The sequence below is a fragment of the Agromyces zhanjiangensis genome (assembly GCF_040496055.1).
GTDB classification, from domain to species: Bacteria; Actinomycetota; Actinomycetes; order Actinomycetales; family Microbacteriaceae; genus Agromyces; species Agromyces zhanjiangensis.
In genome coordinates this window covers 452,741-477,803 of the sequence record NZ_JBEPKB010000001.1, presented here as the reverse complement: position 1 = coordinate 477,803, position 25,063 = coordinate 452,741, and the positions used below count along the sequence as shown (strand labels likewise).

Annotated in this window: 22 protein-coding genes; 10 read left to right on the top strand and 12 right to left on the bottom strand. The window is 72.8% G+C overall.

Features of this window, described 5'->3' with window-relative positions:
* The first annotated feature begins 208 nt into the window (after positions 1–208).
* Positions 209–1,753, top strand: coding sequence for a SulP family inorganic anion transporter (locus ABME02_RS02295; protein WP_353813651.1), 1,545 nt, complete (start codon positions 209–211; stop codon positions 1,751–1,753).
* Between the two features lie 79 nt (positions 1,754–1,832).
* Here ABME02_RS02295 and ABME02_RS02290 read toward each other — a convergent pair whose 3' ends face one another.
* Positions 1,833–3,152: an MFS transporter gene (locus ABME02_RS02290; protein ID WP_353813650.1), complete on the bottom strand. Its 1,320-nt coding sequence runs from the start codon at positions 3,150–3,152 to the stop codon at positions 1,833–1,835.
* A gap of 315 nt (positions 3,153–3,467) precedes the next feature.
* Here ABME02_RS02290 and ABME02_RS02285 point away from each other — a divergent pair, with 315 nt between their 5' ends.
* Positions 3,468–3,941 (top strand): NUDIX hydrolase, encoded by a 474-nt coding sequence (locus tag ABME02_RS02285; protein WP_353813649.1) that lies wholly within the window; start codon positions 3,468–3,470, stop codon positions 3,939–3,941.
* A 25-nt stretch (positions 3,942–3,966) separates the two neighbouring features.
* On the opposite strand, the gene ABME02_RS02280 is transcribed toward ABME02_RS02285, so the two are convergent.
* The 6 genes from ABME02_RS02280 to ABME02_RS02255 form a co-directional block, all read right to left on the bottom strand.
* Entirely contained in the window at positions 3,967–4,896 is a 930-nt protein-coding gene (locus tag ABME02_RS02280) for an ROK family protein (RefSeq protein WP_353813648.1), read from the bottom strand.
* A 49-nt stretch (positions 4,897–4,945) separates the two neighbouring features.
* Positions 4,946–7,279: an arylsulfatase gene (locus tag ABME02_RS02275; protein ID WP_353813647.1), complete on the bottom strand. Its 2,334-nt coding sequence runs from the start codon at positions 7,277–7,279 to the stop codon at positions 4,946–4,948.
* A 68-nt stretch (positions 7,280–7,347) separates the two neighbouring features.
* Positions 7,348–7,923: a GNAT family N-acetyltransferase gene (locus tag ABME02_RS02270; RefSeq protein WP_353813646.1), complete on the bottom strand. Its 576-nt coding sequence runs from the start codon at positions 7,921–7,923 to the stop codon at positions 7,348–7,350.
* Positions 7,920–8,867, bottom strand: coding sequence for a prenyltransferase/squalene oxidase repeat-containing protein (locus ABME02_RS02265; RefSeq protein ID WP_353813645.1), 948 nt, complete (start codon positions 8,865–8,867; stop codon positions 7,920–7,922). Before ABME02_RS02265 ends, ABME02_RS02270 begins: the two co-directional genes overlap by 4 nt.
* Before the next feature lie 86 nt (positions 8,868–8,953).
* Complete coding sequence (locus ABME02_RS02260; RefSeq protein ID WP_353813644.1) at positions 8,954–9,457, bottom strand: ASCH domain-containing protein; 504 nt, start codon at positions 9,455–9,457, stop codon at positions 8,954–8,956.
* Entirely contained in the window at positions 9,454–10,905 is a 1,452-nt protein-coding gene (locus ABME02_RS02255; RefSeq protein WP_353813643.1) for a carboxylesterase family protein, read from the bottom strand. Before ABME02_RS02255 ends, ABME02_RS02260 begins: the two co-directional genes overlap by 4 nt.
* A gap of 115 nt (positions 10,906–11,020) precedes the next feature.
* On the opposite strand from ABME02_RS02255, the gene ABME02_RS02250 reads away from it, so the two are divergent.
* A complete protein-coding gene (locus ABME02_RS02250) occupies positions 11,021–11,650 on the top strand; it encodes a DUF2278 family protein (protein ID WP_353813642.1) in 630 nt (209 codons plus the stop codon).
* A 21-nt stretch (positions 11,651–11,671) separates the two neighbouring features.
* Here the strand turns inward: ABME02_RS02250 and ABME02_RS02245 are convergent, their stop codons facing one another.
* Both ABME02_RS02245 and ABME02_RS02240 read right to left on the bottom strand, forming a co-directional pair.
* Positions 11,672–11,962 (bottom strand): DUF4287 domain-containing protein, encoded by a 291-nt coding sequence (locus tag ABME02_RS02245; protein WP_353813641.1) that lies wholly within the window; start codon positions 11,960–11,962, stop codon positions 11,672–11,674.
* A 44-nt stretch (positions 11,963–12,006) separates the two neighbouring features.
* On the bottom strand, positions 12,007–12,399 hold the full coding sequence (locus tag ABME02_RS02240; RefSeq protein WP_353813640.1) for a cupin domain-containing protein: 393 nt from the start codon (positions 12,397–12,399) through the stop codon (positions 12,007–12,009).
* Between the two features lie 161 nt (positions 12,400–12,560).
* Here ABME02_RS02240 and ABME02_RS02235 point away from each other — a divergent pair, with 161 nt between their 5' ends.
* The 5 genes from ABME02_RS02235 (at position 12,561) to ABME02_RS02215 (ending at position 18,701) form a co-directional block, all read left to right on the top strand.
* The gene (locus ABME02_RS02235; RefSeq protein WP_353813639.1) at positions 12,561–13,049 is read left to right on the top strand and encodes a GNAT family N-acetyltransferase; all 489 of its coding nucleotides are present in this window, start codon (positions 12,561–12,563) and stop codon (positions 13,047–13,049) included.
* Between the two features lie 8 nt (positions 13,050–13,057).
* Entirely contained in the window at positions 13,058–14,047 is a 990-nt protein-coding gene (locus ABME02_RS02230; protein ID WP_353813638.1) for an ArsR/SmtB family transcription factor, read from the top strand.
* Between the two features lie 111 nt (positions 14,048–14,158).
* The gene (locus ABME02_RS02225) at positions 14,159–16,888 is read left to right on the top strand and encodes a helix-turn-helix transcriptional regulator (protein ID WP_353813637.1); all 2,730 of its coding nucleotides are present in this window, start codon (positions 14,159–14,161) and stop codon (positions 16,886–16,888) included.
* Between the two features lie 108 nt (positions 16,889–16,996).
* A complete protein-coding gene (locus tag ABME02_RS02220) occupies positions 16,997–17,821 on the top strand; it encodes an alpha/beta fold hydrolase (protein WP_353813636.1) in 825 nt (274 codons plus the stop codon).
* Between the two features lie 34 nt (positions 17,822–17,855).
* The gene (locus ABME02_RS02215) at positions 17,856–18,701 is read left to right on the top strand and encodes an alpha/beta hydrolase (RefSeq protein WP_353813635.1); all 846 of its coding nucleotides are present in this window, start codon (positions 17,856–17,858) and stop codon (positions 18,699–18,701) included.
* Here the strand turns inward: ABME02_RS02215 and ABME02_RS02210 are convergent, their stop codons facing one another.
* Both ABME02_RS02210 and ABME02_RS02205 read right to left on the bottom strand, forming a co-directional pair.
* Entirely contained in the window at positions 18,702–20,210 is a 1,509-nt protein-coding gene (locus ABME02_RS02210) for a multicopper oxidase family protein (protein WP_353813634.1), read from the bottom strand.
* A complete protein-coding gene (locus tag ABME02_RS02205; RefSeq protein ID WP_353813633.1) occupies positions 20,194–20,676 on the bottom strand; it encodes a hypothetical protein in 483 nt (160 codons plus the stop codon). The genes ABME02_RS02210 and ABME02_RS02205 overlap by 17 nt, the downstream gene beginning before the upstream one ends.
* Before the next feature lie 198 nt (positions 20,677–20,874).
* Between ABME02_RS02205 and ABME02_RS02200 the strand changes: the two genes are divergently transcribed.
* Both ABME02_RS02200 and ABME02_RS02195 read left to right on the top strand, forming a co-directional pair.
* Entirely contained in the window at positions 20,875–22,992 is a 2,118-nt protein-coding gene (locus tag ABME02_RS02200) for a sensor histidine kinase (protein ID WP_353813632.1), read from the top strand.
* 31 nt (positions 22,993–23,023) lie between these two features.
* Entirely contained in the window at positions 23,024–23,704 is a 681-nt protein-coding gene (locus ABME02_RS02195; RefSeq protein WP_353813827.1) for a response regulator transcription factor, read from the top strand.
* A 22-nt stretch (positions 23,705–23,726) separates the two neighbouring features.
* On the opposite strand, the gene ectB is transcribed toward ABME02_RS02195, so the two are convergent.
* Entirely contained in the window at positions 23,727–25,001 is a 1,275-nt protein-coding gene (ectB, locus tag ABME02_RS02190) for a diaminobutyrate--2-oxoglutarate transaminase (RefSeq protein ID WP_353813631.1), read from the bottom strand.
* Between the last annotated feature and the right edge of the window lie 62 nt (positions 25,002–25,063).

Here is a 25,063-nt window from a genome sequence, read left to right as displayed (position 1 = left end):
GGAGTTGATCACCCCTCAACATATGGCGGGCCGCCCGACCGCCGCAACGACGGCGGGAGGACCGGGTCGGCCGCGCGCGTGCGGAACAGGTATGGTGGCACGTCGGCCCGCGCCAATCCGGGCCGCACCACGGCCACCGCGGCCGCGCGCGACGGGGCGCTCGAACGACACCATCCGGCTCGACTCGAGCCCCGCCGATCGGAGACCCATGCCCGCGCCTTCGCGACCCGCCGAGCCCGCCGACGCCCGAGCGGCGGCACGCGCACGCGTGCGCGACCAGCCGTCGGTGCTGACCGCGCTCCGCACGCCCCGCCTGCTCACCCGGGAGGTGCTCGCCGGACTGGTCGTCGCCCTCGCGCTGATCCCCGAGGCGATCTCGTTCTCGATCATCGCGGGCGTCGACCCGCGGGTCGGGCTGTTCTCGTCCTTCGTGATGGCCGTGTCGATCGCCTTCCTCGGCGGGCGCCCCGCGATGATCAGCGCGGCCACCGGCGCGGTCGCGCTCGTCATCGCGCCCGTCGCACGCGACTACGGCATGGACTACTTCATCGCGACGGTGATCCTCGCGGGCGTGTTCCAGCTCGTGCTCGGGGTCCTGGGCGTGGCCAAGCTCATGCGCTTCATCCCGCGGAGCGTCATGGTCGGATTCGTCAACTCGCTCGCGATCCTGATCTTCGCCGCGCAGCTGCCGCACCTCGTCGGCGTGCCGTGGCTCGTCTACCCGCTCGTCGCCGCGGGCCTCGTGATCATGGTCGGCGTGCCGCGCCTGACGAAGGCCGTCCCCGCGCCGCTCATCGCGATCGTCGTGCTCACGGTCGTCGTGGTCGCGGCCGGCTGGCAGGTGCCCACCGTCGGCGACGAGGGCGCGCTGCCCGAGAGCCTGCCCGAGCTGTTCATCCCGGACGTGCCGCCCACGTGGGAGACCTTCGCGACGATCGCGCCGTTCGCGCTCGCGATGGCGCTCGTCGGGCTCCTCGAGTCGCTCATGACGGCGAAGCTGGTCGACGACATCACCGACACCCGTTCGCGCAAGACGCGCGAGGCGCTCGGCCAGGGCGTCGCCAACATGCTCTCCGGCCTCTTCGGCGGCATGGGCGGCTGCGCGATGATCGGGCAGACGATGATCAACGTGAAGGTCTCGGGTGCGCGGACCCGCATCTCGACGTTCCTCGCCGGCGTGTTCCTGCTCATCCTCGTGGTCGGGCTCGGCGACCTCGTCGCGATCATCCCGATGGCCGCGCTCGTGGCCGTCATGGTCATGGTCTCGGTCGCCACCTTCGACTGGCACTCGGTCCGCTGGTCGACGCTGCGGCGGATGCCGAAGTCGGAGACGACCGTCATGGTCGCGACCGTGGTGGTCGTCGTCGCCACGCACAACCTCGCGATCGGCGTCATCGTCGGCGTGCTCGTGGCGATGGTCGCATTCGCCCGTCGCGTCGCGCACTTCGCGACCGTCACGCGTCGGGTCTCGCTCGACGAGCCGGTGCCGACCGCGCACTACCGCGTCGACGGCGAGCTCTTCTTCGCCTCGTCGAACGACCTGACCACGCAGTTCGAGTACGCCGACGACCCGGACCGGGTCGTGATCGACATGTCGGGCTCGCACATCTGGGACGCGTCGACCGTGGCGGCGCTCGATGCGATCACGACCAAGTACGAGCACCACGGCAAGCGCGTCGTCATCGAGGGGCTGAACGAGGCGAGCTCGGCGATGCACGCGCGCCTCGCCGGGCAGCTCGGCGCCGGGCACTGACGTCGGGCGCGGGTGCGCGCCCGCGGAGACGACGAGAGGCGGATGCCACGCGGCATCCGCCTCTCGCGCGATCAGGGGGTCAGACGCTCAGGTCGACGTCCTTCGTCTCCTTGACCAGCGAGACGCCGATCAGGGAGATGACCGCGGCGATCGCGATGTACAGGCCGATCGTCCACGACTGGCCGGTCTCGCCGAGCAGTGCCGCGGCGATCATCGGGGCGAACGCGCCGCCGAGGATGGCGCCCAGCGCGTAGCCGATCGAGACGCCCGAGTAGCGCACCTTCGCCGGGAACATCTCGGCGTAGAGCGCGGCCTGCGGGCCGTACGAGAGGCCGAGGCCGAACGTCATCAGGAACAGCGCCACGAAGTACCAGACGATGTTCCCGGTGTCGATGAGGAACCACATCGGGATCGCCCACAGCGCGAGGAAGGCGTACCCGATCTGGAAGGTGCGGATGCGGCCGAGGCGGTCGGAGAGGCGCCCGCCCCAGAGGGTGAACACGAGCCAGCCGAACGAGGCGAACGTCGTGGCGAGCAGCACCGTGGGTCGGTCCATGCCGAGCGCGGTCACCGCGTACGTCGCGAAGTACGCGATGAGCAGGTAGCCCGCGGCGTTGTTCGCGATGAAGATGATCGCGGTGAGGACGACGTTCTTCGTGTTGCTGCGGAAGAGCTCCTTGAGCGGGGCCGAGGACTCCTGCTTGCGCTCCTGGAGCTCCTTGAAGACCGGGCTCTCCTCGACCGCGCGGCGGATCAGGTAGCCGACGACGATCAGCACGATCGAGAACATGAACGGGATGCGCCAGCCCCACTCCATGAACGCCTCGGGCGACATGGTCGAGGTGATGACCCAGAGCGTGAAGGTCGCGAGGATCATTCCGACGGGCACGCCGATCTGCGGGAAGGCGCCGAAGAAGCCGCGCTTGCCCTTGGGGGCGTGCTCGACCGACATGAGCGCCGCGCCGCCCCACTCGCCGCCTGCGGAGAAGCCCTGCAGGATGCGCAGCGTGATCAGGAGGATCGGCGCCGCGATGCCGATGGCGGCGTACGTCGGCAGGAAGCCGATGAGCGAGGTCGACAGGCCCATGAGGATGAGCGTGAAGACGAGCATCTTCTTGCGCCCGAGCTTGTCGCCGAGCCAGCCGGCGACGACCGCGCCGAGCGGGCGGAAGAGGAACGAGATGCCGATGGTCGCGAAGGCGAGGACCTGTGCGAGCGTCGGGTTGGACTCGGCCAGCGGGGCGAGGAAGAGCGGCGCCAGGACGAGGCCCGCCGCCTGGGCGTAGATGAAGAAGTCGTACCACTCGATGGACGTGCCCACGAGGGTGCCGGCGAGGACCTTGCGCTCCTCGGTGGACATCCTCCCGGTGCGCGCGGATTCCTGGGTAGTTGCAGTCATGCGAACTCCGTTGTTCTGTGCAGGGTTGGAACGGGGGGCGGCGCGGGGGTGGTGCGCCGTTGCGGGTTTCCCGACCGATCGTTCGGTTGGAAATCCGACCATAGCGCACCGATTGCGCCGAGCGGTAGCCCCCTGCGACGAACGGCGGTGTCTGCGCGACGAACGGAGGCTCGCAGGTCTGCTCTGCTGCGAGGTCGCAGGATGAGCGCCGGCATGGCGCCGTGCAGCGGTTCGTGGCGCGGCTCATCCTGCGAATCGATGGCGTCCGCCGTCCGGCGTGCGGTGGCGCGGTCGGCCCTCGCATAGGGTTTCGCCATGCCCACGCCCGACTTCGTCCTCGAGCTCCGACGTCACGTCGGGACCGCGCCGCTGCCGCTCGTCGGCGTCACCGCGGTCATCCTGCGCGAGGGTCGCGTGCTCCTCGGCCGACGCTCCGACACCGGCGCGCTCACGCCGATCACGGGCATCGTCGACCCCGGCGAGGAGCCGGCCGTGGCCGCCGCCCGCGAGGCGCACGAGGAGGCCGGCGTGCGCATCCGCGTCGACCGGCTCGCCTGGGTGCACCAGGTCCCGCGCGTCGTCTACGGCAACGGCGACCAGGCCGATTACCTCGACCTCACGTTCCGGTGCAGCTGGCTCGAGGGCGAGCCTCACCCCGCCGACGGCGAGATGACCGACCTCGGATGGCACGACCCCGACGACCTCGGCGCCGTCAACGCCGAGCACCGCGCCCGCATCGAGGCCGCGCTCGCCGCGGAAGACGGACCGGCGCGGTTCGAGGTCGTCTGACGGGGGCGGTCGCGCGCGGCTCCGCTCAGTCCGCGAACGCGAGCAGGGCCGCCCCCACGAGTGGGGCGTCGTCGCCGAGCTCGGCGTGCACGACGCGTACCACCCGGGCGGCGGGGAGGACCGCTGTGCGGTGCGCGGCCTCCTCGACGAGGGTCAGGTAGTCGTCGGCCACTCGTGAGAAGCCGCCGCCGACGGCGACCGTCGTGAGGTCGAGCAACGCGCCGAACGACGCGATCGCCTGCCCCACGGCCTCCGCCGACCGGCGAACGGCCTGCACCGCGATCGGATGCCCCGCGCGGTAGTCCGCCGCGAGCTCGAGCCCGTCGGCGCCGGACCAGCCGTGCGCCCTCGCCCAGCGCACGGTCGCCGGACCCGACGCGACGGCCTCGACGGTCGCCGCGACGGGATCGTCGGGCGACGGGCGCCGCACCCACGACTGTCCGACGTGCCCCGCATTGCCCGTGTCGCCCCGGATCACCCGGCCGTCGGCCACGATCCCGCCACCGATCCCCGTCGAGACCACCATGGCGATGCCGTTCCGCACGCCGCGGAGCGCCCCGAACCGCATCTCGGCGAGCGCGATGCACGTGCCGTCGAGCGCGACGTGCACCGGCGCGGCGCCTGCGAAGCGTTCCACCGTCGGCACGAGCGGCACGTCGCGGATGCCCGGCATGTTCAGGGGCGACACGTGCGTGCCGTCGCCGAGGAGCGGGCCGGCCGTGCCGACGCCGACGCCGACCAGGCGGTGCGCCGGGCTCGCGGCATCCGTGGCCTGTTCGCACACCGAGGCGATCGCGCGGGCGAACGTCTCGGGCGCCTGCGCGGCGCCGGTCGGCGCGCGATGGCGGCTGCCTGGGACGATGCGGCCGGCGGCGTCGACGAGGGCCGCATCGACCTTCGTGCCGCCGATGTCGACGGCGAGGGCGACGGGGGACTCGGGCGGGGCTGCAGGCATGCGTCGATCATGCCGCGTGCACCGCCCCAGCGCACGCGGTTCGCCGTCGTCAGCCCTCGGGCGCGAGCTCGACGACGATCCGGTGCAGGACGCCGCGGAACCGGAACGGCACGTCGTAGTCGCGGACCACGGGCGTGCCCGAATCCTCGCCGACGTCGAGCGTCTCGTCGGCCGAGTAGCGAACCGGCACCGTCTCGTCGATCCGGCCCCGAGCGACCTCTGCCCCGTCGAGGACGAGCACGGCGGTGCCGCCGCTCCCCGGGGCACCGCCGTCGTACTCGAATTCGAGCACGAGCTCGTGCTCGCCCTGCCCGACGGGATCAGTGGCCGCGACCACGTACTTGTGCTCCGGGTAATGGGATCGTGCGTACGCGAAGGTGGGTCGGCCGTCGAGCAGGTAGAGCGCGTAGCCTCCGAACCAGCCTCCGTGGGTGATGAGCATGCCGTCGGCGCGAGCCACCTCGCCACCCTCGGGCACGCCGAACGTCGCGGTGATGCGATAGGACCTGTTCTTGGTGTCGGGCGCCATCCCCTCCGTGATGCGCGTCGTCCCGGGGTAGTAGGCGAACGTCGTGCGGCCGGCATTGCGCTGGGGGCGATTCTCGGGACGGACCCGTTCGATGTACCGGTCGTCGAGCGGCAGCACCTGGTTGCGACGAGCCTCGTCGAGGAAGATCCGGCGGAGCTCCTCGAGCTTGTCGGGATGCTCCGCGGCCAGGTTGCGCGACTGGGTGAAGTCCTCGTCGAGGTGGTAGAGCTCCCACTCGTACTCCTCGAACGGGTCGGCGGTCGACTCGCCCATCCCGACCCAGGGCAGGCGCTTCGGCGCCGTGTTCGCCATCCACCCCTCGTGGTAGATGCCCTGGTTCGCGATCACCTCGAAGTACTGGGTCGTGTGGTGCTCCGGGGCGACCGGATCCTGGAACGACGGTGCCAGGCTCGCCCCGTCGAGTGGGAGCTGCTCGACGCCGTCGATCGTGTCGGGCATGGGGATGCCGGTCGCCTCGAGGATCGTCGGCACGACGTCGGTGATGTGGGTGAACTGGCTGCGCAGGCCGCCCGCATCGGCGATGCGCCTCGGCCACGACACGACCATGGAGGTGCGGCTGCCGCCGAGGTGGCTCGCGATCTTCTTGTCCCACTGGTACGGCGAGTTCATGGCGTGGGCCCAGCCGTGCGAGAAGTGGTTCTGGAACCATCGGCCGCCGAACTCGTCGATGTGCTCGAGCATGTAGTCCTCGCGATCGACGACGCCGTTCACCAGCGTGGCGATCTCGCTCGTCATGCCGTGACCGGTCGGGTCCTCGGCGCTCGATCCGTTGTCGCCCTGGATGTAGATGACGAGGGTGTTCTCGAGTTCGCCGAGCTCCTCGATCGCGTCGACGACCCGCCCGATCTGGTGGTCGCAGTGCGCGAGCGCGGCGGCGTAGCACTCCATCTCGCGCGCGCAGACACGCCGCATCTCCTCACTGAGGTCGTCCCAGCGTCGATAATGGTCGGGCGTCGGGTTGAGCACGGCATCGGCCGGGATGACGCCGAGCTCGCGCTGCCGCTCGAAGGTGCGCACGCGCTGCTCGTCCCAGCCGTGGTCGAACGCCCCGCGGAACTTCTCGATCCAGTCCTTCGGCGCGTGATGCGGTGCGTGCGCGGTCCCCGGCGTGTAGTACGCGAAGAACGGCTTGTCGGGTGAGATCGCCTTCTGGCGGCGGATCCACGAGATGGCCGTGTCCGCGAGATCGGCGTCGAGATGGTAGTCGTCCTCTCGGCCGAGATACGGGTCGACGGGGATCGTGCCTTCGAAGATCGCCGGGCGGAACTGGTGGGCGTCGGCTCCGAGGAACCCGTAGAAGTACTCGAAGCCGAGGCCCGTCGGCCACAGCGTGAACGGTCCGGCCGGTGTCGTCAGCCAGTCGGGGACGTTGTGGTTCTTGCCGAACCACGCGGTGCCGTAGCCGTTCGAGGTGAGGATCTCGCCGATCGTGCCCACGCTCTTCGACACGATCGAGTGATACCCGGGGAACGGGGTCGAAAACTCCATGATGATTCCCGTCGAAGCGACGTGGTGGTTGCGCCCGGTGAGCAGCGCCGCGCGCGAGGGCGAGCACAGCGCCGTCGTGTGGAAGCGGTTGTACCGGAGCCCGCCTTCGGCGAGCCGGGCGTAGGTGGGGGTCGGAACGGGGCCTCCGAACACCTCGCTCGCCCCGAACCCGACGTCGTCGGTCATCACGAGCAGGATGTTCGGCGCCCCGTCCGGCGCGGTGACCTCCCGCGGCCATTCGATCGGATCCGACCCCGCGACCGTGCGGTCGATCCTCCCGACGTCCTGATGGGGTCGGATCGGGAGGCGGGTTCGGTCGGGCCAGGTCGCGTCGCGGTTCGTCACGTGCTCATGCCTAACCCCGGCGCGTGGATCACGCAATGCGCCACGGCGAGTTCGGGGCGACTGCCCGGTCAGCGCAGGTCGAGGCGCATGAGGACGCGCGGGAAGCCGTTCAGCACGCTCGTCGTGTCGGCGGACTTCTCGAAGCCGGCGCGCTCGAACGCGGCTCGCGTGCCGACGTAGGCCATCGTGAGGTCGACTTTCCCGCCGCGGTTGTCGACCGGGTACGCCTCGACCATGGGCGCGCCGTGCTCGCGCGCGAACGCGACGGCCCCGGCGATGAGGTGGTGCGAGATGCCCTGCCCGCGATGTCCCGGCCGCACGCGCACGCACCACAGCGACCACACGTCGAGGTCGTCGAGACGGGGGATGCGCCGGTTCGCAGCGAAGCTCGTGTCGGCCCGCGGATGGATGGCCGCCCAGCCCACCGGCACGTCGCCGTCGTACGCGATGACGCCCGGTGCGGGGTCCTCCGCGCACAGCTCGCGGACGCGCTCGCCGCGAGCCGGCCCCTCGAGCGACCGGTTCTCCTTCGACGAGGTCAGCCGGTAGCTGAGGCAGAAGCACACGTTCGCGTCGGGCCGCTTCGGGCCGATGACCGCGGCGACGTCGGCGAAGACGGATGCCTCGCGCACCTCGATCGTCATCGTCGCTCGTTCGACGTCGGATCGGCCCACCGCAGCACGCGCATCGCGCGCAGCGTGTTCCAGGGGCTGGGTTCGCCCTCCGGGGCGTCGACCGCGTACCGATTGCGGCCGGGCCAGCGCCGACCCGCTCGCCATCGTCCGTCGTCGTCGCGCTGCTCGAGCACCAGGTCGAGTGCCGGTCGCAGGCGCGAGTCGGCGTCACCGCCGGCGTCTCGGAAGTGATCGAGCGCGCGCAGCACGTCGTAGAACCAGTACGTGGGGAAGGTGAAGTTCGGGTAGCGCGGGTTCGCGAGCTCGCCCGTCGACTTGCGGCGGAAGAGGCTGCGCTCGAGCAGGTACTCCTCGCCGCTGCGTCGGGCGGCGATCACCGCGGCGTCCGTCGACCCGGTCGCCCGCTCGTACGCGAGCAGGCCCTCGATGACGCACAGCGTGGAGTCGAAGGAGGAGCGCTGCGACTCGTCGGCCGGTTCGCAGTTCCATCCGCCGTCGGGCAGCACCTCGTCGAGCAGGCGGGCGATGATCCGGTCGCTGCCCTCGCCGAGCACGCCGAAGTACGCGGCGTTCGCGAGGACGCCGCCGTTCACGCACTCCTCCACCTCGCCGCTGAAGTACGGCAGGTCGTCGAACTCGTCCCAGACGACCCCGGCGACGACGCGGTCGATCGCCTCGCGCACGGGCGGCGCATCGGGTGGTGCACCGAGGTTCCGGAGGATCTGGAGCGTCCACATGACCGAGTCGCGTTCGCGACTCGGGCCGTAGACGGCGCCGCCCCAGTAGCCGTCGTCGGCCTGCCCGGCGAGGAGCCGCGCCCCCCAGCCCTCGGTGGCGACGCGGGCGCGTTCGGCGGCGACCTCGTCGTGGGGTGCCTCCTGCAGGTCGCGCATGACCTGCCAGCGCACACTCGGGTCGCCGTCGAGGAGCCAGGTGATGACATCGTCGCGCATGCCGCCATGCTCGCCGATGCCACCGACACGCGCGAGGGGTCGACGTGCGGCGGCGGCCTCGCGGCGGCGCGCCTGCGGCGGCCGCGTCAGCGGTCCGCGACCTCCCGCGGCCACGCCACCTCGAATCGCTCGAACACGACGTCGAGGTCGTCGTGCCAGTCGACCCCGATGCCCGGGCAGACCCGCTGCCAGTAGCGTCGGTGGTTGTCCCGCCACGAGTCGAGGGTCCGGTCGTCCTCTCCCTCGTCGTACGCGAACGCGGCGTCGACGCTCGAGAACGGGCCGATCCGCAGTTCGGTGCTGCGGATGATCGCCCTCGGCCGGCCGGCCGAGTCGCACGCGATCCAATGGCTCCCGACGCGGGGGAGCGGCTGGCCCTCGTGCCGGAACTCCGCGACGAGCGAGGCGGTCGCCCGCTTCGTGCCGTCGAGCACGAGCCCGAGCAGTTCGTCGGTGAGCGAGGGGTGGTCGCCGAACACCTCGACGCTCGGCGGCTCGGTGTCGATGGCGCGTTCGGGGTGGGCGGCGCGGTACTCCTCCCAGAGCGCGGCGGCGGCGGCCTCGTCGACCGGCGCGTTCTCGGCGCTCACACCCGCCTCGCCAGCAGGCTGCCCGCCCAGCCGTGGCCGGTCGGGACGTACCCGGCCGGGAACTCGCCGTCGCGGGCGAACGCCGCCCACGCCGCGCGGAGCGCGGCTCCCGCCGCGACGAGGCTCCGGGCGCCGTCGGGCGCGAGCAGCGGCGTGCCGTCCCACGCCTCGGTCGACGGGAAGAGCAGCGCGACCTCGATCGCGTGCGCCGACCCGATCCGGCTCCCGTCGGGGTGACCGTCGAACTCGGCGACGCGCACGTCGGCGCCGCCGCCGGCGAGCACGCGCGCGAACCGGCGCGCGCCCCGGCCGTAGACCGCCCGGGTGGTGTGCGCGATGACGGCGCGTCGCAGGAGCGGGCCGATGACCGGTCGGGCGGCGAGCGCGGCGAGCCCGGGGTCGACCTCGAAGAAGAACGCGGTCTCGTCGCGGTTCGAGGTGACGAGCACCTCGAGGTCGGCGGCGTGCTCGCGCCAGGCCGCCTCGATGTCGCCCTCCGCGGGGAGCGGCGCGGCGCCGGCCCTCGGTCCGAACGGCATGGCCGACCGGAGCCCGGATCCGGCAGCGGCCTCCTTCGCCCGCGCCTGCGCGGCGAACACCTCGTCGAGCGGGGCACCCGGATCGAGGGGGCCGGCCGCGTCGGCCATGCGGCGCTGCATCACGGCGCGCCCCGTCCGGATGCCGAGGGGCGGGCTCTGGAGGACGACCCGGTGGAACAGCCCGCGGGCGCAGTCGGCGGCGATCAGGTGGGCCAGTGCGTCGCCGCCCGACGACTGGCCGACGGCGGTGATCCGCTCGGGGTCGCCGCCGAACGCGGCGATGTGCTCGCCGACCCACCGGAACGCGGCGACGAGGTCGAGCAGCCCCAGGTTGGCGGGGTGCGCGTCGCCGGTCGGGTACCCGAGGAGACCGAGGCGGGAGGTCACGGCGACGACGACGACCCGCTGCTCGCGCACGATGGCGGCCGGGTCGTAGCCGGCGAGGTCGCCGGCACCCGACACGTACGACCCGCCGTGCACCCAGACGAGCACCGGCATCGGCTCGTCCGGCGCACCCTCCGGCACGGTGATGGTCAGCCGCAGGCAGTCCTCGTCGAACTCGACGCCGCGGAGCGGCCCGCCGAGCAGCTCGTCGCTGGGGCTCGCCGGCTGCGGGCAGGCCAGCCGCTGGAATCGTCGATCGGATGCCTCGTCGGGTTGGATGCCGGCGGGCACGGGCTCCTCGAAGCGGCGCGCGGTGGCGTACCTGACGTTGCGCACCCGGACGACCCCGTCGCCCGACACCGCCGGGAACGAGCCGAGCGGCGTCTTGAGTTCGGTGGGCGTTCCGAGCGGCGGCGCGGCCGGCTCGGCGGTCGTTTCGGCGTCGGTCCGCTCGGCGTCGGTCCGCTCGGCGTCGGTCCGCTCGGCGTCGGTCCGGTCGGCGGTGGTCGGGTCGGTCTGCGTCATCGGGTTGACTCCTGCGCGCCCGCGCGGACGGTCCGCGTGCGGGGTGCGACGCCAGCGTAGCCGGACCCCCGGACGGGGGACGAGGCCGGGGCGCCGGAGGAGTAGCGTGTGGCGCGTGCCGCTCCCGGCCTACGGCGTGCTCGTGGGCGCGCTCTCCCAGCACTTCCGGGACCCGCCCGACGACGTCGGGCGCTGGTTCCACGTCAACCTGCGCCTGGTCGCTCCGGCGGGAACGTACAAGGTGGCCGTCGACGTCGACAGCAAGAAGTCCGAGATCGGCGTGCACTGGAAGCTGCTGAGCATCCGACGGTCCACGGTGGCACCCGCGGGTGACGCGACACCGGGGTACCACGAGCTGGCGCGCACGCGCGAGGCCGGGGCGATCGACCTGATCCGGCACCTGTCGTTCGCGGCGAATCCCGGTTGCATCGCCCTCGTCTTCGGCGCGCGCCGGAAGCCGTGGACGGTCGGCGACTTCGCGGAGGCATCGACCGCGCTGGAGTCGATCCTCGTCGTCGGCCGGCGCACGCTCGTCTGGGGCGAGCCCTTCGACGCCGGCGGGCTCGGCGTGCACAACGTCCACCAGAACCAGGGCGACCCCGCCGGATCCCAGTGGTGGCCGGAGAACGGCACCTGGCAGGACGGGGCCGTGCTGGTGGAGCGGCCGGACGGCGACTTCGACGCGTTCGTGTCGCGGTTCAGCACCCAGTCGGACCGGACCGACGACCAGGGCCACCCGATCTGATCCTCCGGGGCGGGACGGGGGTCAGCGGTTCGGGTTCGTCGCGGCGCCGTCGAGCCAGAGCGTGTCGGCGGGGTCGCTGTGCGCACCGCCGCTGTCGACGTGCTTCGTGCTGATCTGCGGGCCCTTCGTGATGACGTGCACGAGGGCCATGGCGTGGCCGCGGCCGAGGTCGTAGTCCTCGGCGAGCCACTGGACGATGGGGGTCGCCTTGGTGCCGGGCCCGAAGCCCTGCTCCTCGGCGAGTGCGACGAACTGGCGCGGGGTGAGCCCGGTCTTGGCCTCGATGTTGTCGAGGTAGGCCTGGAACGACATGCGGTGCTCCTTCGGTGGCGAGGTGATGGGTCGGAACGGGTGGTTCAGTCGTCGTCGGCCCACGTCTGGACGATGACGGCGGACGCGTGGATGCAGAGCACCTTCAGTCGGCCGTCGTCGACGTTCTCGAAGCGGTGCCAGACGCCGGCGGGCACGGTCGCGGTGTCGCCCGCCGTGGCGGTCAGGCGGCGCTCGCCCATGGTGATCTCGGCCGTGCCCTCGAGCACGACCCAGGTCTCGGAGTACGGATGCCAGTGCAGGCCGGGCCCTTCGCCGGGCTCGTTGTCGACGAAGAAGTACGAGATGCCGGCGCCGTGGTCGAGGCCGACGAAGCGGCGCGTGCGACCCGTGCCGATGCGCAGCGAGTCGGCCGTCACGATGACGTCGCCGGTCGGCGCCGCCGCGGTCGGCGCGAGCGTGATCTCGGCGGGGTTCATGGGTCCCTCGATTCGTGGTGGGTGACGGTGACGGATGCCGCGGCTCGTGCCGTGCGGCGGGTGCTGCGGTGCCTGGGGCAAGGCTCCCGCCCGAGGCATCCGCTCGGGAACTGTTTCGATCTGCATCGAAACATCGCGGCCCGGTGTGGGAGGCTGGCCGGGTGGAACCGGTGACGCTCGAGGCATCCGGCACGGCGTTCGTGCTCCGGCGCGCGGGTCGCGACGACGTCGACGCGCTCATCGCGCTGATCGCGGCGGACGCGCTGCGCGCCGCCGAGTTCGGGGCGACGCCCGAGGATCGCGCCGGCTACGTCGCGGCGTTCGAGGCCATCGACGCGGATGCCGCGCAGGTGCTCGTCGCGGTCGACGGCCCGGACGGCGAGCTCGCGGGCACCATGCAGCTCACGTTCATCCCCGGCCTCTCGCGCGGCGGCGCGACGCGCATGCAGATCGAGGCCGTTCGTGTCGCCGACCCGATGCGCGGACTCGGCCTGGGCTCGGCGATGATCGCGTGGGCGATCGACCACGCGCGCGAGCGCGGCGCGCGCCTCGTGCAGCTGACGTCCGACGCGCGCCGAGACGACGCGCACCGCTTCTACGAGCGTCTCGGGTTCGAGGCGTCCCACGTCGGGTTCAAGCGGTTCCTGTAGGAGACGGCATGGAGCGCCGCTACGTCGACTTCCGGCTCGCGCCGGGCGACGTGTCGGCGATCCGCTTCGGCGTCTCGCCCGGGCACGAGGTGTGCCACGCCGTCCGGGTCCTGCAGCGTCCGGCGGAGCATCCGCTGCAGTGGGGCTGGCTGCGGAGCGTGCGCGACCGCGTGCCGCGCGACGCGTTCGAGCTGTTCACGGTGCTCGTGCGCGAGTCGGGCTACTTCCCCGACTTCCTCACGACGACGCCCACGTGGGACCTCGAGCCGGCCGACGAGGCCGCGCGCCTCCGCGAGGTGCCCGACGAGCTCATGCGGGTCGACCTCGGCAAGGTCGCCGCCCGCTCCGATGGCGCGCGGCAGCAGGCGGTGCTGCGGATGCTCGACGACCTGCCGCGGACGCGGGCGATGGTCGCCGACGCCTGGCTCGAGCTGTGGTCGGCCCTCGTCGAGCCGGTGTGGCCGCGGCTCGAGCGGATCGTGCGGGCCGACATCGCGGTGCGCGCGCGCCGCATCGCGACGGACGGCATCGCCGCGATGGCCGTCGGCCTGCATCACGCCGTCGAGTGGCACGAGGGCGCCCTGCGGGTCGAACTCACCCAGCACTCCGAGGTGCTCGACTGCCGGGGCTCGGGCATCGTGCTCGTGCCGTCGGTGCTCGGCGGCGGGCGCTGCATGGTGCTCACCGAGCCGCCCGCGCAGCCCACGCTGTTCTATCCCGCGCAGGGCGTCACCGAGAACTGGGCGACGGATGCCACCGCGCTCGCCGAGGCGCTCGGCGCGCTGCTCGGGCCCGCCAGGGCCGCCATCCTGCTCGCCGCGCACGAGGCGCGCACCACGTCGCAGGTCGCGGCCGACTCGGGCCTCGCGATCTCGACCGCGTCGCACCACCTCACGGTGCTCCGCGAGGCCGGTCTCGTGGCCAGTCGCCGCGACGGCTCGCGCATGCTGCACCAACGCACGCCGCTCGGCGAGGCGCTCGTCGGCGCGGCGCTCTGACGACGGCCCGCGATCGCCGGCCGTCTGCGACGCGGCGCCCGCCCCAGCCGGTCGGGTAACCCCTATCCACGCCGACGACGGACGGGTAGGTTATGCCGCATCGACGCCCCCATGCCCCCGGTCCTCGGGCGCACCGACGAGCTCGAACGGCTCGGTGCGCTGCTGGGCGGCGCGCGCAACGGGCGCGGCGGTGCGCTGCTGATCCGCGGCGAGCCCGGCATCGGCAAGAGCACGATCCTCGACGAGGCGGTGCGGACCGCGAGCGGGCTCAGGGTCGTCCGCGCCGACGGGTACGAGGCGGAGGCGGAGATGCCCTTCGCCGGGCTGCAGCGGCTCGGCGCGCCGTTCGCCGGCCACCTCGCGTCGATCCCTCCTCGGCAGGCCACCGCGTTGCGGATCGCGGTGGGCCTCGACCGCGGGGAGCCTCCCGACCGATTCCTCGTCGGGCTCGGCACGCTCTCGCTGCTCGCCGCCGCGGGCGAGGTCGAACCCGTCGTGTGCGTCCTCGACGACGCGCACTTCCTCGACCCGGAGTCGTTCGACGTGCTTGCGTTCGTGGCCCGGCGACTCCACGCCGAGCGGGCGGCGCTCCTGCTCGCCGGGCGTGCGGACGCGCTGCCCCAGCCGCGCGTCGAGGGCGTTCCCACGCTGGAACTCGCCGGCCTCGGCACGGTGGACGCCGTCCGGCTGCTCACGAGTTCGGCGCCCGACCCGATCGATCCGTACCTCGCCGTGCGCATCGCCGACGAGACCGGCGGCAACCCGCTCGCGCTCATCGACCTCGCGCACGAGCTCACGGCGAGCGAGCTGACCGCGTCGTCCCTGTCCGAGGCGCCCGCCCCGATCGGGCATCGCCTGGAGGAGCACTACCTCTCGCGCCTCGCCGCCCTGCCCACCCCGACGCGACGCTGGCTCCTCGTCGCCGCAGCCGAGTCGACCGGGGACGAATCGGCCATCACGGCTGCCGCGCTCCGACTCGGCCTCCCGGCGGATGCCTCGTCGGCGGCCGAGCTGGCCGGCATCGTGTCCGTGCGCGACGGCGTCGCGTTCCGGCATCCGCTGGTGCGACTGGCGGCCTACAACGGCATGCCGGCCGCCGAACGTCGCCGCGTGCACGACGCGCTGAGCGAGCTCATGGACGAGCGCGGTCACCCGGACCTGGCGGCCTGGCACGCGGCCTCCGCGACCACGGGGCCCGACGCGGCCGTGGCCGACCGGATGGAGCTGGCCGCGGACTCGGCCGGTGGACGCGGCGGGACCGCATCGCGCGCGAGGCTGCTCGCCCGTGCGGCCGAGCTGACGCCCGACGGGCCGGTGCGCGACGCGCGGCTGCTCGCCGCCGCCGAGGCCGCGATGGGCGCGGGCGCGGCACAGCTCGCGCTCGAGCTGCTCGCGCGCATCGACGTCGGCCGGCTCGACGCGGTCGGCGAGGGGCGCCGGCTCATGCTCGGCGTCGGGCTCGCGCACTTCGTCGCGGACGCGGACGGCATCCTCTCCGGCGCCGCGACGATGCTCCGCGCCGCCGAGCTCTTCCACGGCCGGGCCCCCGAGCTCGAGCAGCGCGCGCTCATCGTCGCGTTCCAGTCGGCGATGACCGCCGAGTGGGCGCTCCGCGGGACCTCGCTCGCGGAACTCGGCCGCCGTGCCACCGAGGGGGCCGAGGTCGCCGAGGGATTGCGGGCGGTCGCGCTCCGCGCGATCGGTGCGCACATCGGGCTGCCGTATGCCGAGTCGCTGCCCGTCATGCGGGCCGCGCTCGACGAGCTCGTCGCGGCGGAGGACGCCGAGCTCCTCGAATTCGGGTCGTTCGTCGCCGCCATCACCGTGGCGGCCTGGGACGAGCGCACGTGCCTCGCGCTGCTCGAGCGGATCGCGGACGCCGCACGGGAGGCGGGAAGCCTGCAGGCCATCGACACCATGCTCTGGCTGCTGAGCCTCCTCGAACTCGAGCGCAGCGGTCCGGCGGCGTCGGGTCGCTACGTCGAGCAGGTGCGGGAGCTCCGCCGCGCGATCGGCTGGGACGCGGAGCACGTCGTGAACGCGGCGTACCTCGCCTGGTCCGGCGCGCCTCCTGAGCTCGTCGAGCAGATCGCGGGCGCGATCCTGCAGACCGGCTTCGCCGGCGCGTGGACGCTCGCGATGAACGGGCTCGGGGTCCGCGAGATCGCCGACGGCCACTACCGCGACGCCTTCCACCGCTTCGAGCCCATGGTCGCCCGCGACTTCCTGCAGGTCACCGCCCACCAGCTGCCGGAGCTCGTCGAGGCAGGCGCCCGGAGCGGGCACGCCGACGCGGTCCGCGGCGCGGTCGCGCAGCTCGAGATGTTCGCCGCCGTGAGCGGCACGCCCTGGATCCGGGGCCTCGCGGAGCGCAGTGCGGCGTTGCTCGCCGACGACGACGTCGCCGAGACGCACTACGTCGCGGCGATCGACCACCTCCGGCGCTCCACGGCCCAGCCCGCCCTCGGCCGTGCGCATCTCGTGTACGGCGAGTGGCTCCGTCGCATGAAGCGCCGTCGCGAGGCGCGCGAGCAGCTGCGCCTCGCGCTCGACCTCTTCACGCGCATCGCGGCCCCGGCCTTCGCGGCGCGGGCACGTCGCGAACTGGAGGCGACGGGCGAGCACGTGCCGCACCGCGAACCAGGCGGCTCCGCAGCCGAGGCGCTCACCCCGCAGGAGGAGACCGTCGCCCGCATGGCGGCCGAGGGCCGGACCAACGCCGAGATCGGCGCCACCCTCTTCATCAGCGTGAACACCGTCGACTACCACCTGCGGAAGGTGTTCCGGAAGCTCGGCGTCGCCTCGCGCCGACAGCTCGCCGAGCAGCTGCCCATCGGCTGAGCGTCACGACTACGAGCCCCACGTGGTTCGGTCGGGTGGGCCCCGGCGAGAGCATCGAGGCATCCGCTCGCTCGCCGCCGCGAGCCCGATGCCATCCGGGAGGCCGCCATGCCGTACGTCACCGCCGATGACGGCGCCGAGATCTTCTACACCGACTGGGGCGCCGAGGGCACTCCGGTCCTCCTCAGCCATGGCTGGCCGCTGAACTCGGACGCCTGGGCCGCCGCCGCCCGGTTCCTGGCCGAGCACGGCCATCGTGCCATCGCGCACGACCGTCGCGGCCACGGCCGGTCGAGCCGCACCTGGAACGGCAACGAGATGGACACGTACGCCGACGACCTCGCGTGCCTCGTCGACCACCTCGACCTGAACGACCTCGCGCTCGTCGGCCACTCCACGGGGGGCGGCGAGATCGTCCACTACCTCGGCCGCCACGGCAGCGCTCGCGTCGCGAAGCTCGTGCTCGTCTCGGCGGTGCCGCCGCTCATGCTCCGCACCGACGACAACCCGGAGGGCTTGCCGATCGACGTGTTCGACGGCATCCGCGCGGGCGAGGCGTCCGATCGCGCCCAGCTCTACCGCGACCTCGCCGACGGGCCGTTCTTCGGCCACAACCGCAACAACGACGTCTCGCAGGGCGTCCGCGACGCGTTCTGGCTCCAGTCGATGGCGTGCGGGCACCGCGCCGCGTACGAGTGCATCGCGGCGTTCTCGGCGACCGACTTCCGCGACGACCTCGCGAAGGTCGACGTGCCGACGCTGGTGATCCACGGCGACGACGACCAGATCGTGCCGTTCGACGTGGGCGGCAGGCGCTCGGCCGAGATGGTCGACGGTGCGACCCTCCTCGTCTACGAGGAGGGCGCCCACGGGCTGCCCGACACCGACCGCGACCGGCTGCACGCCGACCTGCTCGCGTTCATCGATTCCTGACCCGACGCACCCCACTCCCGGAAGGACACCGATCATGACCGACCAGACCACCCCCGACCCCGCCGCGCCCGACACCATCGTGCTCGTGCACGGCCTCTGGATGACGCCCCGCAGCTGGGAGGGCTGGAAGGCGCACTTCGAGGCGAAGGGCTTCACCGTGCTCACGCCCGCCTATCCCGGCTTCGAGATCGAGGTCGAGGCGCTGCGCGAGAACCCCGACGTCATCGCGAAGCTCACCGTGCCCGAGACCGTCGACCACCTCGCGGGCGTCATCGAGGCGCTGCCGAGGCCGCCCATCATCATGGGGCACTCGTTCGGCGGCACCCTCACCCAGCTCCTGCTCGCGCGGGGCCTCGGCGCCTCTGCCGTCGTGATGGACTCCGCGCCGACCGAGGGCGTCCGCGTGACGCCGCTGTCGCAGGTCAGGTCCCTCTTCCCGGCGCTGAAGAACCCCGCGAACCGGCACAGGGCCGTCGCCTTCACCCCCGAGGAGTTCCACTACGCCTTCGCCAACACGCTCTCGCGCGAGGACTCCGACGCGGTGTGGGAGAAGTACGCGATCGGTGCGCCCGGCGAGTGGATCTGGGCGTACGGCCTGATCGCGAACTTCAAGCCGGGCATGCAGGAGACCTGGGTCGACTACGCCAAGGACCGCGCGCCCCTGCTCTTCATCGGCGGCGAGAAGGACCACATCATGCCGCCGTCCGTCAACAAGTCGAACGCGAAGCACTACGCGAAGTCGCCGGCGGTCACCGAGTACGTCGAGTTCCCCGGGCGCTCGCACTGGATCTGCGCCGAGCCCGGCTGGGAGGAGGTCGCCGACCACGCGCTCGAGTGGGCGCTGGCCCACGCGCGGCCGGTCACGGTCTCCACGACCTGATCAGTCCGGCCGGTTGCCCGACTCCGGGCCGATCGTGAACGGCGTCGTGACGCCCTCGTACATCACGTGCGTGATGAGGCCGTCGACCGCGTGCTGCAGGGTGTGGCAGTGGTCGCTCCAGATGCCGGGGTTGTCGGCGAGGAAGGCGATGTCGTAGCTCTCGCCGGGATGCACGTCGAGCGAGTCGACGATCCACGGGCTGCCCGAGGTCGCGACGCCGTCGCGCGCGAGCACGACCACGTGGTGCCCGTGCAGGTGCATCGGATGCACCTCGCCCGAGTCGTTGCGGAGGCGCATGGCGACCACGTCGCCTTCGGCGACCTCGAACATGGGCACGTCGGGGAACAGCCGGCCGTTGATCGTCCAGAAGTAGCCCGGGCGGCCGTCGATCATTCCCGGGCGCCGGGCGATGGCGTACTCGTAGCTGCGGTCGGGCGACGTCGGATCGAAGGCGACGGCGTCCGGGTCGGGCGTGCCGTAGTCGAGCAGGTCGAGGGTCTCCGAGGGCGGCGGGGCGGATGGCGCGGGGCCCGACGGGTCCCCGACGACGACGCTCCGCGCGCCGCCCGTGCGCAAGCGCAGTGCGCTGCCCTCGGGCGGCACGGTGACGGCGACATCCGCCCGCCCTCCGGCGGGGACCAGTAGGCGCTCCCTGTCGACATCGGTCGGCCGGTTCACCTCGCGGCCGTCGACCGCGACGACGCGGAAGGGCGATGACGACCACACGGCGGCCGTGCCGGAATCGGTGTTGATCACCCTCACGCGCACCGTGGACCCGGGCTCTGCGGCGACGCGCTCGTCCTCGGCGCCGCCGTTCAGCGTGTGCTGGCCGCCGTAGACGTGCAGCACCGCAGTGACGTCGAGGTCGGCCGGGTGGGCGTCGGCCGGATCGGCGGGATCGATCACGATCGCGCCGAGGAGGCCGCGGAGCACCTGGTCGTGCGAGACCTGGTGGGAGTGGTACCAGTAGGTGCCCGCGTCCTCCGCGACGAAGCGGTACGTGAACCGGCCGCCGACGGGCACCGCGTCCTGCGTGATGCCCGCGACGCCGTCGGCCGCATTCGGCACGTCGATGCCGTGCCAGTGCAGCGTCGCGCCGTCCGCCACCGACTCGTTCTCCAGCGTCACCTCCACGAGGTCGCCCTCCGTCGCCCGGATCTCCGGGCCCGGCGACGTGCCGTTCACGGTGAAGCCCTCGATGGGGCGTCCGCCGTCGATGTCGATGGTCTCGGCGCGCGCGACGAGGTCGACGCGCACGTCGGCCGGGCGGTCGGGATCCGCCACGAGCTCCGTCACGTCGACCTCGCCGCGGGTTCCCGCGGCCGTTCCGGTGCCGGACGCCGCGGTGCCGTGGGCGTGCGCGGCGTCGCCGTGGCCGCCCGAGCCCATGTCCATGACCGAGTACTCCCCGAGCAGCGTGGAACTCCACGCGAGCGCGCCGGCGCTGAGCGCGGTCACGACCGCGACGGCGACGACGCCGGACCGCACGAGGTCACGCCGCGACGGCATCCGACGTCGCCCCCTCGCCGGTCGTCGGTGCGGCGGCGGCCGGGCCGCCTCGCCGGACCCGCAGCGCCGCGATCGAGGCCGCGGCGACCACCGCGAGCGCGTTGGCGCCGTGGATGAGCCCGAGGTGGGGCACGTCGGTGATCGAGAACCCCAGCGTGACCTGCAGCGCGACGAGCCCGAACGTGATCGCCGCCCACAGCCTCGCGCCGCGGACGCGGACGAGGAACGAGACCACGAGCAGCACGAGTGCGACGAGCGGGATCACGATGCCGCCGACGAGGCCGTGGATCATGAAGCCGGCCTCGCCCACCCCGGCGGCGTGGAAGCTCTCGAGCAGCGCCTTGTCGACGACGCCGCCCTCCGAGACGAGGTGCAGCATGCCGCCGAACGCGAAGGCGATCGCGGCGGCCTGCACGACGACGGCGCCGGCGACGGTCCAGGCGAGGCCGATGTAGAGCTTCTGCATGATCCCACTCCCTGTTCGTGCGGGCCGCCGGACGCGGCATCCGCTCGAGGGACAGGTTCCTCGCGTCGCTCGCCCGCCGGATCGCGGGGAACCGGAGGCTGCGTGGCGGCGGCCCGCAGAACGGGTGGGGGCCAGCCTCCAAGGGCGGACGCGGAGGACCCCCTCCCGTGGAGGCGCCGACAGGAGGACCATGGAGGCGTGGAGCGCAGGTGGGTGTGCCTGGCCGTACTCGGCCCGATCGGGGTCGCGTCGCTCGCGTACGTCGTCGTCGTGCGCGGGTTCGTCGACGGCAACGCCGATCACCGGCTCGCGTGGCCGATGCTCGGCGTGCTGCCGCTCTTCGTGTTCGGGATGTGGCTGCTCACCGTGTCGAGGTCGCGGACCGCGGTGTTCATCGCGCTCGCCGCGACGGCGATGCTCGCGAGCGCGGCGTACGAGGCGTTCGTGCAACGCAACGTCGAGGTCATCGGCGAGCCGTGGTTCCCCCTGCTCAACGCCCTCGGGCTCACCGCGGACGGCGTCTCGGCCGCGGCGTTCCTCGTCGTGTTCGCGGCGTTCCCCGACGGGGTGCCCGAGCGGCGCTGGCAGCGCGCCGTGATGCCGATCCTCTGGCTCCCCGCCCTGATGGGACTCCTCCAACTCCTGACCACGCCCCACGTCGTGATCTCGCGGTACGTCGGCGTGAGCGGCGACGGGATCCCCAACCCGTACGCGGTGCCGTGGCTGGAGTGGGCGGCGCCCGCGGTGGAGGTGCAGCCATGGCCCGCGGTGGCGCTCGGGCTCGCCGTGCTCGGCAGCCGTGCGCTGTTCGGAACGCCCGACGTGCGGACCCGGACCCGCGTGATGGCGATCACCGCCGCCGCGGCGATGGTCGCCATGGGGCTCTGGGTGCTCATCCCCGGCATACCCGGCGTGGACCTGCTCGTCTACGCGTCACTGATCGCCCTGCCGCTCGCCGCGATCCACGGGATCCTCCGATACGGCGCGTTCGACATCGCGCCGGGCGACCGCGGCCGGCTCGTCGCGCGATCGTCGGGCCTGCTGATCACGGTGGTCTACGCCGCCGCCGTGGCGACGCCCGCCGTGCTGCTGACGCCGCCGCTCCGGGCGATCCCCGCGATCCTGCTGACCACGGGGGTCGCGGTCGCCCTGCTCCCGGTCCGCGCGTGGCTGAACCGGCGACTCCATCGCGTGCTCTTCGGCGATCGCGACCGCCAGGTCGCGATGCTCGCCGAGCTCGGCACGCAGCTCGAGCATGCGGGTGAGCCCCGGGACCTGTTGGGCCGGCTCGCGGAAGCCGTGCGCGTGGGGCTCGATGCGACCTGGGTGCGCATCCGCGCGTCTGGGGGGGAGGGCGCGGCGGCACCGGTCGACGGGATCGCCGCCGTCGACGTCCTGCCCGACGTCGTCGCCGGTCGCCTCGATGCTGACGCCCCCGACCCGGTCGAGTCCTGCGACCTGGTCCACGGCGACGCCGTGCTCGGGCGCATCGAGCTCGGTCCGCGTCGGCGCGGCGACTACTCGGAGGACGAGCGGACGCTGCTGCGCACGGTCGCCGGCCAGGCCGCGGCATCCGTCGCGACCCTGCGACTGACCGCGCAACTGGCGGCGCAGCTCGACGAGTTGACCGCGTCGCGCGAGCGTCTCGTCGCCGCACAGGACGACGAGCGGCGTCGGCTCGAACGCGACCTGCACGACGGAATCCAGCAGGACGTGGTCGCGCAGATCGCGGGCCTCCGGCTGGCGCGCAATCGCCTCGGGCGGGGCGAGCTGACCGCGGCCGAGCTCACGGAACTGCAGGATCAGGCCCGTGCGACGCTCACCGACCTGCGCGAGCTCGCCCGCGGCATCCACCCGCCGGTGCTCAGCGACAACGGCCTGGTCGCCGCGGTCGAGTCGGGCGTCGCGCGATTCCCGATCCCGCTCGAGGTCGAGGCGGATGCCGCGATGCGGGCCGAGCGGTTCGCAGACGACGTCGAGACCACGGCGTACTACGTCGTGCGCGAGGCGCTCGCGAACACCGCGAAGCACGCGCACGCGACGCATGCGAGCGTCGCCCTCACGCGGCGCAACGGCACGCTGCGCATCGCCATCAGCGACGACGGATGCGGGATCGACGAGGCGGCGGGCGAGGGCGTCGGAGTCACCGCGACGGCGGTGCTGCACGCGTCGCACGGCGGGCTCGCGAACATCCGGGATCGCGTCGCCGCACTCCGCGGCACGGTGCGCGTCGGTCCCAACGAGCCGTCGGGCACGCAGGTGCTCGTCGAACTGCCGGTGGCCGCTCCACGTGGACCGGGTGGTCCGCGTGGATGAGCGCCGGACGCCTCCCTCGGATGAGCGCGTGATGCTCCGCGTCGTCATCGCCGAGGACAACTACCTCGTGCGCGAGGGCGTGCGCCGGCTCCTGGAGGACTCCGGCGAGGTCGACGTCGTCGCATCGGTCGGCAACGGCACGGATCTGCGCGACGCGGTGCGGCGGATGTCCCCCGACGCGGTGCTCACCGACATCCGGATGCCACCGGGCCACCACATGGAGGGCATCGAGGCCGCGCACGACATCCGGTCCTCCTCGCCGGAGACCGGCGTCGTCGTGCTCTCGCAGCACGCCGACGAGAGCTACGCGATGGCCCTCTTCGCCGATGGGTCGGCGGGGCTCGGATACCTGTTGAAGGATCGTATCGGCGACCTCGAGGACCTCGTGCACGCCCTGCGCGAGGTGCGTGCGGGCGGATCGGTCATCGACCCGCAGATCGTCGACACGCTCGTGCGGCGGCGCAGCGCGGCCGCGTCGAGCCCGCTCTCGGCGCTGTCGCCGCGCGAGCTCGAGGTGCTGCGCGAGATGGCGCGCGGCCGCACGAACGCCGGCATCGAGCAGGCGCTCTTCCTCTCGTCGTCGACCGTCGAGAAGCACGTCAACGCGATCTTCACCAAGCTGCGGCTGCCGGAGACGGGCGTGCATCGACGGGTCGCGGCCGTGCTCGCGTTCCTGCAGGGCGGCGGGGAGCAGGACGCGCCAACGCGGTAGGCGGTGCGGCGACGCGTCGCGATCAGCCCGCGAGCACCGCGGCGAGGCTCTCGCGCACGATCGCGAGGCCCCGGCGGAGCTCGTCCTCGGTGATCGTGAGCGCGGGCAGGAACTTCAGCACCTCGTCGTGGGCGCCCGAGGTCTCGATGACCAGGCCGCGCTCGAACGCGGCCTTCGAGACGCGACCGGCGAGCGCGCGGTCGGCGTCGCACGCGATGCCGTGGAACAGGCCGCGGCCGCGGACGACGAAGCCCAGCTCGGGGTGCTCGGCGGCGATCGCGTCGAGCTCGGCGCGGAGGAGGGCCGACTTCGCGGCGACCGCCTCCATGAACGCGTCGTCGGCCCAGTAGGTCTCGAGCGCGACGCGCGCCGACACGAACGCGAGGTTGTTGCCGCGGAAGGTGCCGGTGTGCGCGCCGGGCTTCCAGACGTCGACCTCGGGGCGGAGCAGGACGAGCGACATCGGGAGTCCGGATCCCGAGATCGACTTCGAGACGGTCACGATGTCGGGCACGATGCCCGACTCCTCGAACGCGAAGAACGCGCCCGTGCGGCCGACGCCGGCCTGGATCTCGTCGAGGATCAGCAGGATGCCGCGGGCCTCGGTGATCGCGCGGAGGCGCCGGAGCCACTCGGGGCTCGCGACGTTGATGCCGCCCTCGCCCTGGACGGCCTCGACGATGACGGCCGCGGGCAGGTCGAGGCCCGAGCCCGGGTCGTCGAGCATGCGCTCGAACAGGTCGAGCGTGTCGACGTCGGGGCCGAGGTAGCCGTCGAACGGCAGGCGCGCGACGTCGTCGAGCCCGACGCCGGCGGCGGCGCGGTAGTGGCTGTTTCCGGTGGTGGCGAGTCCGCCGAGGCTCAGGCCGTGGAAGGCGTTCGTGAACGCGACGACGTTCGACCTGCCGGTCGCCTGGCGGGCGACCTTGAGCGCCGCCTCGACGGCGTTCGCGCCGGTCGGGCCGGTGAACTGGAGCTTGTGGTCGAGACCGCGGGGGGCGAGCACGAGTCGCTCGAACGCCTCGATGAACGCCTTCTTGGCCGAGGTGGCCATGTCGAGGCCGTGGATGATGCCGCCGTGCTCGAGGTACTCGATGAGCGCGCGCGTGAACGCGGGGTTGTTGTGCCCGTAGTTCAGCACGCCGGCCCCGGCGAAGAAGTCGAGGTACTCGCGGCCGTCGGCGTCGACGAGCGTCGAGCCCGCGGCGCGGTCGAACACGGTCGGGAACGCGCGGACGTACCCGCGCACCTCGGACTCGCGACGGTCGAAGACATCCAGGGCGGTGGCGCTGCTCATGGCAGGGCGACTCCTCTCGAGGAAGGGACGGTGAGATGAGACTACGTCCTCAGCCCGGGAGT

Excerpts from the sequence above, each read along its gene's own strand:
- ABME02_RS02245 (WP_353813641.1), bottom strand. The coding sequence starts at position 11,962 with ATGTCGTTCCAGGCCTACCTCGACAACATCGAGGCCAAGACCGGGCTC.
- ABME02_RS02285 (WP_353813649.1), top strand. The coding sequence starts at position 3,468 with ATGCCCACGCCCGACTTCGTCCTCGAGCTCCGACGTCACGTCGGGACC.
- ABME02_RS02210 (WP_353813634.1), bottom strand. The coding sequence starts at position 20,210 with ATGCCGTCGCGGCGTGACCTCGTGCGGTCCGGCGTCGTCGCCGTCGCG.
- ABME02_RS02240 (WP_353813640.1), bottom strand. The coding sequence starts at position 12,399 with ATGAACCCCGCCGAGATCACGCTCGCGCCGACCGCGGCGGCGCCGACC.
- ABME02_RS02220 (WP_353813636.1), top strand. The coding sequence starts at position 16,997 with ATGCCGTACGTCACCGCCGATGACGGCGCCGAGATCTTCTACACCGAC.
- ABME02_RS02290 (WP_353813650.1), bottom strand. The coding sequence starts at position 3,152 with ATGACTGCAACTACCCAGGAATCCGCGCGCACCGGGAGGATGTCCACC.
- ABME02_RS02280 (WP_353813648.1), bottom strand. The coding sequence starts at position 4,896 with ATGCCTGCAGCCCCGCCCGAGTCCCCCGTCGCCCTCGCCGTCGACATC.
- ABME02_RS02270 (WP_353813646.1), bottom strand. The coding sequence starts at position 7,923 with ATGACGATCGAGGTGCGCGAGGCATCCGTCTTCGCCGACGTCGCCGCG.
- ABME02_RS02230 (WP_353813638.1), top strand. The coding sequence starts at position 13,058 with ATGGAGCGCCGCTACGTCGACTTCCGGCTCGCGCCGGGCGACGTGTCG.
- ABME02_RS02225 (WP_353813637.1), top strand. The coding sequence starts at position 14,159 with ATGCCCCCGGTCCTCGGGCGCACCGACGAGCTCGAACGGCTCGGTGCG.
- ABME02_RS02215 (WP_353813635.1), top strand. The coding sequence starts at position 17,856 with ATGACCGACCAGACCACCCCCGACCCCGCCGCGCCCGACACCATCGTG.
- ectB (WP_353813631.1), bottom strand. The coding sequence starts at position 25,001 with ATGAGCAGCGCCACCGCCCTGGATGTCTTCGACCGTCGCGAGTCCGAG.
- ABME02_RS02205 (WP_353813633.1), bottom strand. The coding sequence starts at position 20,676 with ATGCAGAAGCTCTACATCGGCCTCGCCTGGACCGTCGCCGGCGCCGTC.
- ABME02_RS02265 (WP_353813645.1), bottom strand. The coding sequence starts at position 8,867 with ATGCGCGACGATGTCATCACCTGGCTCCTCGACGGCGACCCGAGTGTG.
- ABME02_RS02295 (WP_353813651.1), top strand. The coding sequence starts at position 209 with ATGCCCGCGCCTTCGCGACCCGCCGAGCCCGCCGACGCCCGAGCGGCG.
- ABME02_RS02195 (WP_353813827.1), top strand. The coding sequence starts at position 23,024 with ATGCTCCGCGTCGTCATCGCCGAGGACAACTACCTCGTGCGCGAGGGC.
- ABME02_RS02255 (WP_353813643.1), bottom strand. The coding sequence starts at position 10,905 with ATGACGCAGACCGACCCGACCACCGCCGACCGGACCGACGCCGAGCGG.